Below are 10454 nucleotides of genomic sequence, written 5' to 3'. Positions count from 1 at the left end.
ATCTACTCGTTCTGTGATCATACAGCGAGTTTAACTATTTTCTTTTTTCCAACCTAGAAATCAGCGAAACGTAAGTCGCCACCTCGACATTAGTGAAAACGAGTTTTATGCTCCCCCTACACTACTTACCCAAATGCTCACTCAACTGGATGTTTTACAGCTGGACTATACTTATTATACAGGTGCTGAAGGGTTGTCAAACTTTCATAAAGTGGTACACAACTCCTCACTTACGCAAACCCACCCTGATACTGCCCATCAAATATTTAGTCAGGCTTTGTTGCCTGGCGAAGCAACAATAAAAGAGTTATGGCCTTTTTTGAATATAGACCTTCCTCATATTCACCAATATGTATTGCACTTGATGGCTCAATGCTCGCCTGATCAGGTGTTATATGCTTTAGCTCCAGGTAGTAAAATAGCCTTAGTAGGCAAGAGTAAACGATTTACATTGGGTGCCCTAAAAAAAGTAATCCGAGAAAAAGGGTGGGTTTTGGAAAATAACCTTCAACAACCTATTGACTGCCTTATTGTTGCCGAAAAAGCTGTATCTGTGCCTGATGAAGTATGGCAAAATACCTCTTTATGTATCGTCACTGACGAGCAATGGACACAATGGGAAAATAATGCTGTAGGTCTTCCCACATTTTCATCAGAGAATATTACAAAAATAGAAGAGTTATTGATGAGTCAAGACAGTGACCATCATTTGCTGGCACTCAACCTGATTTCGGGCAACTGTATATTACAACAAGAGGCTTACCACTGGATCATTGCGGCTTACCTCGTACACAAAAACAAAAAAGTAAAAAAACTTGCCAAAAAAATATTGCAACAGCACTTCCCAGCTCGTTGGCAATCAGTAGTGTTTTATGCCCAACTCTGGGGCAAACAATCAGTAAGGGTGATCTTGGAAAAGCTACCTGTTCCAAAACAGGCCTTTGTTGACTTTGTACAACATTTTTCGGGGGCTTATACAGCCCTTGCTATCGAGTTTGGTGGAAAGTTTTTTGCGCAAGTGCTCAATAAAAAATATGATACCTTTGGCGATAAATCAATCTCTATTGACAGTCCTGTTCAAGGCATTGCTGACGATTTGCTTACCTGGAAGCATATCAAAAAAGTGCAATCTATAGAGATTCTTAGAAGAATATATAATACACCTTCGGCACTTGCCCAAATACCCAAAGTACTGTTTCAAATACCTCACTTGGAAAGCCTCACTTTATACAATACGCAGATAAGCCAAATTCCTCCTCAAATTACCCAGCTTAAACAACTCAAAAAACTATCTATAGAGTATAGTAAACTTCAGCGTTTGCCCCCTGAAGTTGCCCAACTTACAGCACTTATTTATCTATCACTGGACGGCAATTTACTGAATAAAATTCCAGGCTTTGTGGGTGACTTCACCCAACTTCGCTACCTTTCATTAGGACATAACCCACTCAAAAAATTGCCAGATTGTATTCAATACTTACACCAGATAGAGCAACTACACTTTGCCAATATACAAGCGACTGTAGTACCCCATTGGTTAGGCAAACTTACCAAGGTACATTACCTGACTATGCACAACAACCAGTTTAGTCAATTGCCCCCAACTATTGGTCAACTTGCTCAACTCACCCGACTAGACATTGCAAAAAATAAACTTACTATGTTGCCTCCTGAAATAGGGCAACTCAAGGCTCTTGATTCGTTGGTATTGTCAAACAACCGACTGAAAACCTTGCCCGCTGAAATAGGGCAACTCAGTCAATTGAGGTATTTGCAAGTAGACGGAAACCCTTTTACTCATTTTCCACCTGAAATAGCGCAGCTTACCAAACTTGAGGAACTGGAACTGGGCAAAAAACACTTATTCAACAACAATGAACTTACCCAATTACGTCATTTATTACCCAGTAACTGCCGGATAGAAACCCGGTACATTGACTATTAAAAAACCTCTTTCTTGAGGATTAGTCCAAAGAAAGAGGTAAAAACCTATATGCTAGTACTCCAGCTTCTAAGTAGGTAAAGTAGGGATTTTGATGAATTTTGTTCTTTGGTGATCTTCAAAAATAGAGCATAGCCATAGCTACGTGATATTTTTGAAGAGAAGCCAAAGGGCAAAAGGTGCAGAATACCGCTCTACGTATTTAGTGTCTGGAGTACTAACTATAAACGAGTAAGAAATGCCATGGTATCTACCCCATCGGCATAGTCCCACAAGTGAGGAGTTTGGGCATTGCCAAAACCCACACTATTGTGTACAAGGCCAGGTTTGCTCACTACTACTTGTATTTTGTCCTGGTGTTGGGCAAGTTTTTGTTTTAATTCGGCTTCGTCTGTATAACGCTCAAAAAACATCACGCCTACTGGAGAGTCCATACTATCGTATTCGGCAAGAATCAAAAAGTTATTATCAAGCACAAACATTTTTTTCATCAAAAACAAGGCACGATAATACTCATAATTGTTACAGTACTTTGAGTGCATCAACAAAGTTTCACCCCAAGGATGGATAGCTTCAAAAAATGGGTCAAATTTATACTCTTGAGGTACAAACAACTTAGACACATTACGACACCCTAAACCAAAGTATTGAAATATATCATTGCTCAACAGACCCAGTTCTGCCTCAGTTTCTTTACCATCAAGCACCGCTACCGAACTACGATTTTTGCGGATAATATGGGGCAAATGCCCAAAATACGCCTCAAAGTAACGTGCAGAATTATCGCTACCTGTAGCAATGAGCGCTTCTATGCCTTTTAACTTTTCTGTAATTACAATTTGCTCTTTCAGCTCAGGAGCTATCTCTATAAGCATACGAATAAGTTCTTGCATCAACACCTGGTCTTTTGAGCTTAACTTGGCGTGTAATATATGCCCGCTCATCACCACACTGAGCAAGTCGTGGAAACCTACCGCTGGAATATTGCCTGCCATGACAATGCCCACTTTTTTTGGAGTGGCTGCTTCTTTGGCAAACAATGAAGGGTATTTGCCCAACCATTTTTCAAGGTTTTCGCGGTTGAGGTATTGTTGCAAGCCTTGTAGTGTCAAGTCGAGGTTTTCACGGGTAAACCACTCGTTCTTGAGCTTGATCATTTGCCCCAATGCTCTCTTTTGCTCCTCCGAAAACTTGTTTATCGAATCTCCTAATTGTACAAAAACATTAATTTTTTGTGCGATATCCATAATTCTTTCTTAAAATTATACAATTACTTACATGAGGTTTTGATCTATGCAATCAATGCTTATTTTTGTTATCAAGTAAGAACGCTTCGTTTAATACTCTAAAAATGTTATACACCAACCTACCACTGCTTATCTGTTGTTGCTTACCCAATTTGGTAGGGGTTATTGGACGTATACGGCTGCAAAAGTAGCCATTCTATTTTTATTACCCCCACTCTTTAGGGTATCAATTCACAGAAAACCAACTGGACAAAAGGCAAAAGGTGTTATAACAAGAAGCCTACTTATTTGTTCTATTATTTTAACTAAACCAATAAATAAAGGTCATTATGGCAATTATAATCACTGATGAGTGCATTAACTGCGGAGCCTGTGAGCCCGAATGCCCAAATACTGCTATCTATGAGGGTGGCGTAGAATGGACTTGGGGTGGTGGTACCGAGCTTAAGCAAGTAGAGCTTGAAGATGGTACTGTTATTCCTGGAGATGCGGTACAAGAACCAGTATCTGACGAGTTTTATTACATTGTACCTGACAAATGTACTGAGTGCACAGGGTTTCACGAAGAACCTCAATGTGCTGCGGTATGTCCGGTAGATTGCTGTGTTCCTGATCCTGATTATGTAGAAACAGAGGAAGAACTAGCAGCTAAGAAAGAGTGGATGCATAACGAAATGGCAGCTTAACTCACTAACAATTTGTGGGGCAAAACTGTATTGTTTAGGCTTTGTCGGCTAGGAAACCGACCAGGATGGTATTGCAAAGGCATACTATAAACAAGGTTTTAACCCACATGGTTGATTCTTTTGAAACAGGGAGAAGCCCTTTGATCTTCTTCCTGTTTTTATTTTTTTTAAATTTTTTTGGTGTTTTGTTTGGTATATTCATTTACCCCGTGTACATTTGCACCACGATTTTTGAGAAAGCGTAGTTCTGGCCCGTTCGTCTAGGGGTTAGGACGCCAGGTTTTCATCCTGGAAACAGGGGTTCGATTCCCCTACGGGCTACCATTTTTTTCAAAAATCTACTCCATAGTTTTAACATACTATGGCCCGTTCGTCTAGGGGTTAGGACGCCAGGTTTTCATCCTGGAAACAGGGGTTCGATTCCCCTACGGGCTACTAAACCTGTTTGATTTACTTCAAACAGGTTTTTTTATGCTTATACTTACCACCCCATTCTTAATTACCCTCTGTTCTACCTATCAATACTCCGCAGTGATTTTAGCCAAAGTTGACTACTGATTAACTCGTTGAGCTCACAAGTTCGGTTTACAGGGCTTAATAAGGTAAACATTTACTCGAATCAGCTATGGACTACGGACTAAATACTATGGACTATTGACCTATAGCACCTTTCCTATTACTAACATTACTTTTCATTAACTTTTATTACATAGATGGCTTACTATACAATGGATGCGATAGTTTTGCAGCATTATTTAGTCAAACTTATTTATATAAAGAATGAAATATTTAGCCATTATCTGCCTGGCAGGAATGCTTTTTACTGGTCAAGCTTACGCCCAAAAATTCAAACCAGGGTTTGTAGTTACCCAACAAGGAAAAAAGGTAACTGGGTTTGTAAAACAATCTACCGTCATAGGTGGAAGCATATCTTGTACTTTTAAAACAAGTGAAGAAGGTAACCCCAAAACCTATACCCCCCACGAGCTTAAGGGCTATGGGTATGACAAAGCCACTATTTATGAGCCTCACACAGTAAGCTTTCTTGATGTGGTAACCCAACAGCAAACTGTAGATACACTGTTTGTAGAAGTGCTCGTCAAAGGAAAGGGAAGCCTTTACTATTTCAAAGACAACCTCCCTGCATCAAAGCTAAAGCCCTGGCAAAGCAATCACCATTTTTATGTACAAAAAGACAACGGAGACTTGCAAGAGCTAAAAATAAAGGGCGCTTATGTGTATAGCGGTGGATTGAAAAGAGTAAAAAGAATAAAAACATACCTTGGAACCCTCAACGCACTTTTCTCGGACTGTCCGGCAGCAAAGTCGCTCATCAACAACGAACGGGTTCAACTAAGAAAACATTCACTGATGCAGTTTATCTCCAACTACAATCAGTGCACAGGAGGTGAGCAAATCATAGAGGGCAAAAGCGCCGATCTTACAAGCCAACTTGGATTGGCTGTACAATATGCCAGTTCTACCATACAGTTTAGTGGTTCTATCAGTGATCGTTTAAACTCTTCAACCTCTCAAGGCATCGCTTTTGGGATTTATTACCTGTTTAGCCTTGATCGCAATAACAGGCTATTTGGGCAAGTAGAGTTAAACTATAGTGCACAAAAGTATGCGATCTCACACAAAGATGCACTCAGTCATTCTTCACAATGGGACTTGGGTGTAATGCAAGTACCTATCGTTTTAAGGTATGCTACCAGCAACCCTAAAGAGCAATTGTTTGTAGGAGCAGGCATCAATTTTGATTTTCGTTTGAGCATGAAAGAGACACTCTCTGAATCATACCAGATCAATGCCCATACAGCCAGTATAGGAGCCTCTAAAGAGAATTTCAGAAGTACTTCTTCGGGCATAATTATAGAAACAGGTTTTTTAACCAAGATAGGCAAAACATCAAGGATAGAGCTTAGTGTGCGTTATAATAGAAATGCTGGTTTTTTACTTGATCGTCAGGCTCCTACCAGCATCATTTCGTTTCGTGTGGGTCTGGGGTTTTAAAATAATTCATACATTTTTGCTCAACCAAACTTCATTCGTTTAAAGGCTTTAAAATCAAGGCAATATTTGTATTTTGCTATTTCTCTATTGTATCTTAAGAGCTTGTTTAAATTTTCGGTCATCTGAGATTTTATAATGAGTTTTCGGATTAGATGCGTCAAATTTTGAAGTAATAGCAGCGCTATTGCTGATAAATTTGACAATATATAATCAGGAAAATCGTGTAAAAGCTCACAGTCCTCCGAGAACAAGCTCGGAGCTGCGAGCCGAACTTGATTCGGGAACCTAATTATTGAATTTTAAACAAGCTCTAAAGTCAAGCACTACAAAATGAAAACTCCTCAACAAAAAAAAGGAAAATACGGTGAAAACCTTGCGGCGGTATTTATGCAAAGCAAGGGGTATACACTGCTAGAACGCAATTACAGATACAAAAGAGGAGAAATAGACATTATAGCTCAAACGGGCGATGTTTTGGTGTTTGTAGAGGTAAAGCTGAGATCATCTGACAACTTTGGGTTGCCTGAAGAGTCTGTGAGCGAAAACCAGCAAAACCTCATTATACAAACTGCAGAACAATATATAGAAGAGATTGATTGGGAAAACGACATTCGGTTTGACATTGTAGCTATAGAGCTAAAACCCCACCAGTCGCCACAAATCACTTATTTTGAAGATGCTTTTTATTAAGGTTGTCTACATGTAATGGAGTGGTGTCTTTGTCTAAGTGCTCGGTGTCGTTCAGGTAGTCAAAAAACCATTCATTAGGGGCGTTGTAACGAAACTTGGTAATAGAAGTATTATCTAATTTTATCTTATGTGTCATGGATGAAGCCGATTGCATAATTTTTCGGAACAGACAGCGAATAGCGTTTCCGTGGGTTACAATCAAACAATGGAGTTTTTTATTCGGCTTTTGCAAAGGGAACACATGCTGCTCCAACCATTCAAACATTCGCTCTTCTACTTCTTTTTGAGACTCGCCATTGGGGGCTTTGTGCAACCAGTTATTTTGGTTGATCGAATTGAGCATTTCAGGGGTGTATATTTCTTTCCGTACCTTGCCTTCCCATTCGCCTTGCGACAATTCCTGAATATCGTCAGATACTATCACCTTCTCAAAATCTATGTTGGCATGTTCACACACAATTTTGGCGGTATCGCAAGCCCTTACTGCCGAAGAGGTAGCAATAAAATCCAGGTTAATTGTAGTTTTTTTTAATCGCTCTCCCAGTTTTTTTGCTTGTCGCCGCCCTTTGTCAGTCAAAGGAATATGATTAGACCTCCCTCCTATCAAGTGGTGATTGATGTTGCTCAAACTTTCTGCGTGTCTTACGAAATACAGGTGAATCATGTTTTGCTAAAGTTTAAAAACGATTATACTCAACCTCACTGGGTAATGTTGCATGAAATGGTAAGTAAATAACTTTCACACTAATAAGTACAAATAATCATTAAATTTTGCAGCCGAACTTAAAACAATTTAAAACTATATTGAACTTGTTTAATTAAATATAACGAAAGTCAAGCAATAAAAAAGGTGAAAGTAAGATTATTCCACCTTTTTATTAACAAACAATGCTTCAAAATAATGCCTGGTATTAGCCTTTGCTAATTCCTTACAAGTCACTTGATCTTTTCTCTGATGCTGTATACTGATTGAAACAATGCAACAACTATTGGTGATAACTTGTATTTATAGGTATTTGCTTCATACTTTTGTTATTAGAGCTTGTTTCAAGTTCATCAGTGGTGTATTGTAGGTCGTTTTAACTGCTAGTTCATTCTTTAGCTAATGCAGGGCTTTGATAGTATAGTACTGCCATTAGCGAGGCATATTCTGACGACAAACCTAACAAAACCTCGAATTTTAATGATGAACTGTGACTGTAATATAAATGTGTTTGATTATTTTCTGCATAACCTTTACCTTACCTCATTAGAAGCTAGAGTACTTGAATTTTGAACTCAACTAACGAGAGATAAAACTCGTTATTTTGCTGGAAACTAAAAAGTTCAAACCCTAATCAAAGTGGGTGATTGTTTTATTAAAAAAACGAAATAGTAAGGTATAGCTCAGGCAAAATGCCCTGAGTAAAGTTGTTAAAACCCACAAAAGCCTGATTTTAGACTTGTAGTGATGTCTTGTCGTTTTTACCCAACAGGTCTTAAACATACATTCAATGACTTTCCAGTGCTTTTTAAGACGCTGTATTAGTCATTATTTAAATTATATTTAGGTAAAAGAAATATCAAAAAAATGAGCTTTTTCAAGGATACCATCGATCAGGACAAAATATCGGCCTTGCCCTCTTCTATACAAGCCATTATTCGAGCCATATACAAGGCACCTGATTTGTCGCCAGGCAAAGTAAAGAATATTGTAAAACAAGCACAGGTACAAGAACATGAGCTCTTGCCTTGGGCGGACTTTGACCACCCTCAACAAGACTGCTATGGTCGTAAAATGGTCTATGACGGAGGTTTTTTTGATATAATGGTCATGTCTTGGGTGCCAGGAGATTTCTCAGCTTTGCACGACCATGGATATGCCCAATGGGGAGCGGTACAAACTTTTGGGGCTGCTGAGCACGCGGTATTTTGGATACAAGATTCAGAAATACGCACTTTGTCGCGTCAAATAATGAAGGCAGGGCAAGTAATAGGTGTAGGGCACCAGTTGGTGCACCAAATGGGCAACAGTGGAACTCACAATTATTTGAGTCTACATATTTACGGTAACTATACCCGTGAAGAAAATGTAACGGCAGATGCCCGAATTTTTGACTTAGATGACCAAGATATTCACCGGGCAGATGGGGGCGCATTTTTTGCCTTGCCACTCAAGCAAATCAAATCCAGAGAGACTTGTCCTACACCCGATTTTTTAACTCGTTTACGCCATCAGGTAGAGCTTATACGCCGGGTACAACGCGCTGAAAACCTGGGTAAAAACGAAAGTGGCAAATCGCTTAAGGTACTTACTAAAGACCTGTTTGATGTAAGGCATTGGAGTAGCTTTGTCAATGACCTAGCGGAACACTTGGATGACACCGGGCAAAATAATCACTCAGTGTTTTGGAAATTACTCAATTGGGAGCTGAAAGAAGCAGCTGCATTACAGAGTAGTGTAAGTGCTTTTGAAAATACAGAAGACTACTTTCATACTTATGCTGAGTTATATGATGAAGTATTGGGCAAACCCTGCCTGGATGAGTTTATGGCGGCTTACCTACGTTTTTTTATCAAGCAATACAACATTGATTTTACTCGTCAAAAACTCATTTCTATTGGTTGTGGCACAGGTTTGATGGAGCAATTCATGATCAATGAGCTAGGGATGCCTCAGGAGCACCTTTATGGTATTGACATTTCGGAAGCTATGATCAAAGTAGCCCAAACCCGCATTCACGCGGAAGTAGGCGACGCGCTAGAACTTGATCCGGCAATAAAAATGTGGGACTTGACCTTTTGTGGTTTAAATGTGTTTCAGTATGTTGATCATACGTTTTTACAACAAGTAATAGAACAAGCAGCCCGAATTACTAGTCCAGGAGGGCATTTCTTTGGCGACTTTATCACGCCTGATCATATTAGAGGGTACCCTCACGTACTATATTCTGAATGCGGCGATATTGTGTCATTGCGTAGTCCCGAATTGATAGAAAAAGACCACTATATGTACCAACGTAGTAGCATTGTCAATGTAAGCAAAAAATCGGGGAGGCTGCGTATTACCAACGAAGGGCAACATACACTCTTTTTGCCTCCTTTGAGTAAAGTAAGGGAGTATTTTAAACAAGCATTTGATGGAGGAGTAGACCTGTATGACGCAGTAAGCCTGGCTCCTATTCCTGCCGATGCAGATACTTGTACTTCTACGCGCTATTTGGTGGTGGCCAAAAAAGCCAAGTAAACTAATGGAAAGCTGCTTGCTATAAACACTTATTTTGTTGATTAATACATAAAAACTGAAGAGTATGAAAATATACTATCGCTTGTTATCACTATTTGTAATTGTTGTATTTTTAGCCATTGTAGTAGCCTGTAAAAAAGCCAACCGTACTACCGACAAGTCGGTAGTAATAAAGTCTACCTGGGAGGTAGACGCCAAACCCACTTATACAGCTGACGAGAAAGTAGTCATTAGATTTAAAAATATTACTGAACAAGAAGTGGTCGTATTTGATCCATTGATTGTGGTAGTAGAACAGAAGCTGAAAACCAAAACCGAGGGCAAAGGGTGGAAACGCATGCGTTGGTTGTACTGCCCTTGTGGAGCCTCTTGTCCTCCCCCTCCCCATCAACTGGAAATAACAAAAGGTGACGTTAAGACTTTTGTTTGGAATAAGGAAGAAAGGTGGTGTGAGGGAGCAATGAAAACCAAAACATTGAAAGCCTCTCAAGGTACTTATCGTTTACAGCTACGCTACCAGGATCCTACAACTAAAGCAGTTGAAACCTATTATCAAGAGTTTAATATTGATTGACTACTCCCCAAGCTAAAGCAGAGGGGATTCTCACCCAACGCATAACCCAATGGTTCACGTTAACGGATAGAGG

Annotated in this window: 8 protein-coding genes and 2 tRNA genes; 8 read left to right on the top strand and 2 right to left on the bottom strand. The window is 39.5% G+C overall.

Features of this window, described 5'->3' with window-relative positions:
* The first annotated feature begins 133 nt into the window (after positions 1-133).
* Positions 134-1945 carry a leucine-rich repeat domain-containing protein gene (locus Q0954_RS30875; RefSeq protein WP_299464772.1) on the top strand — a complete coding sequence of 604 codons (1812 nt, stop codon included), beginning with the start codon at positions 134-136 and terminating at the stop codon, positions 1943-1945.
* Between the two features lie 218 nt (positions 1946-2163).
* Here the strand turns inward: Q0954_RS30875 and Q0954_RS30870 are convergent, their stop codons facing one another.
* Positions 2164-3189, bottom strand: coding sequence for an acyl-CoA reductase (locus Q0954_RS30870; RefSeq protein ID WP_299464769.1), 1026 nt, complete (start codon positions 3187-3189; stop codon positions 2164-2166).
* A 329-nt stretch (positions 3190-3518) separates the two neighbouring features.
* On the opposite strand from Q0954_RS30870, the gene Q0954_RS30865 reads away from it, so the two are divergent.
* From Q0954_RS30865 to Q0954_RS30845, 5 genes are all read left to right on the top strand, one after another.
* Entirely contained in the window at positions 3519-3875 is a 357-nt protein-coding gene (locus Q0954_RS30865) for a 4Fe-4S dicluster domain-containing protein (protein WP_002694295.1), read from the top strand.
* Positions 3876-4124: 249 nt separating this feature from the next.
* Positions 4125-4199, top strand: a tRNA-Glu gene (locus tag Q0954_RS30860).
* Positions 4200-4238: 39 nt separating this feature from the next.
* A tRNA-Glu gene (locus tag Q0954_RS30855) sits at positions 4239-4310 on the top strand.
* Between the two features lie 345 nt (positions 4311-4655).
* Entirely contained in the window at positions 4656-5891 is a 1236-nt protein-coding gene (locus Q0954_RS30850) for an outer membrane beta-barrel protein (protein ID WP_299464764.1), read from the top strand.
* A 330-nt stretch (positions 5892-6221) separates the two neighbouring features.
* Positions 6222-6581 (top strand): YraN family protein, encoded by a 360-nt coding sequence (locus Q0954_RS30845; RefSeq protein WP_299464761.1) that lies wholly within the window; start codon positions 6222-6224, stop codon positions 6579-6581.
* Here the strand turns inward: Q0954_RS30845 and Q0954_RS30840 are convergent.
* On the bottom strand, positions 6553-7245 hold the full coding sequence (locus tag Q0954_RS30840; protein WP_299464758.1) for a histidine phosphatase family protein: 693 nt from the start codon (positions 7243-7245) through the stop codon (positions 6553-6555). The genes Q0954_RS30845 and Q0954_RS30840 overlap by 29 nt on opposite strands.
* Positions 7246-8151: 906 nt before the next feature.
* On the opposite strand from Q0954_RS30840, the gene Q0954_RS30835 reads away from it, so the two are divergent.
* Together Q0954_RS30835 and Q0954_RS30830 are read left to right on the top strand one after the other, a co-directional pair.
* Positions 8152-9807, top strand: a complete 1656-nt coding sequence (locus Q0954_RS30835) for a methyltransferase domain-containing protein (protein WP_299464755.1) — start codon at positions 8152-8154, stop codon at positions 9805-9807.
* A 64-nt stretch (positions 9808-9871) separates the two neighbouring features.
* Positions 9872-10381 carry a hypothetical protein gene (locus Q0954_RS30830; protein WP_299464752.1) on the top strand — a complete coding sequence of 170 codons (510 nt, stop codon included), beginning with the start codon at positions 9872-9874 and terminating at the stop codon, positions 10379-10381.
* The last annotated feature ends 73 nt before the right edge of the window (positions 10382-10454 follow it).

It is taken from the genome of uncultured Microscilla sp. (genome assembly GCF_947493425.1).
Taxonomy (GTDB): domain Bacteria; phylum Bacteroidota; class Bacteroidia; order Cytophagales; family Microscillaceae; genus Microscilla.
This window is presented reverse-complemented; position numbering and strand designations above follow the sequence as displayed.

What these genes read in the sequence shown, in the direction of transcription:
- Q0954_RS30835 (WP_299464755.1), top strand. Translation starts at nt 8,152, where the DNA reads ATGAGCTTTTTCAAGGATACCATCGATCAGGACAAAATATCGGCCTTG.
- Q0954_RS30865 (WP_002694295.1), top strand. Translation starts at nt 3,519, where the DNA reads ATGGCAATTATAATCACTGATGAGTGCATTAACTGCGGAGCCTGTGAG.
- Q0954_RS30875 (WP_299464772.1), top strand. Translation starts at nt 134, where the DNA reads ATGCTCACTCAACTGGATGTTTTACAGCTGGACTATACTTATTATACA.
- Q0954_RS30850 (WP_299464764.1), top strand. Translation starts at nt 4,656, where the DNA reads ATGAAATATTTAGCCATTATCTGCCTGGCAGGAATGCTTTTTACTGGT.
- Q0954_RS30845 (WP_299464761.1), top strand. Translation starts at nt 6,222, where the DNA reads ATGAAAACTCCTCAACAAAAAAAAGGAAAATACGGTGAAAACCTTGCG.
- Q0954_RS30840 (WP_299464758.1), bottom strand. Translation starts at nt 7,245, where the DNA reads ATGATTCACCTGTATTTCGTAAGACACGCAGAAAGTTTGAGCAACATC.
- Q0954_RS30870 (WP_299464769.1), bottom strand. Translation starts at nt 3,189, where the DNA reads ATGGATATCGCACAAAAAATTAATGTTTTTGTACAATTAGGAGATTCG.
- Q0954_RS30830 (WP_299464752.1), top strand. Translation starts at nt 9,872, where the DNA reads ATGAAAATATACTATCGCTTGTTATCACTATTTGTAATTGTTGTATTT.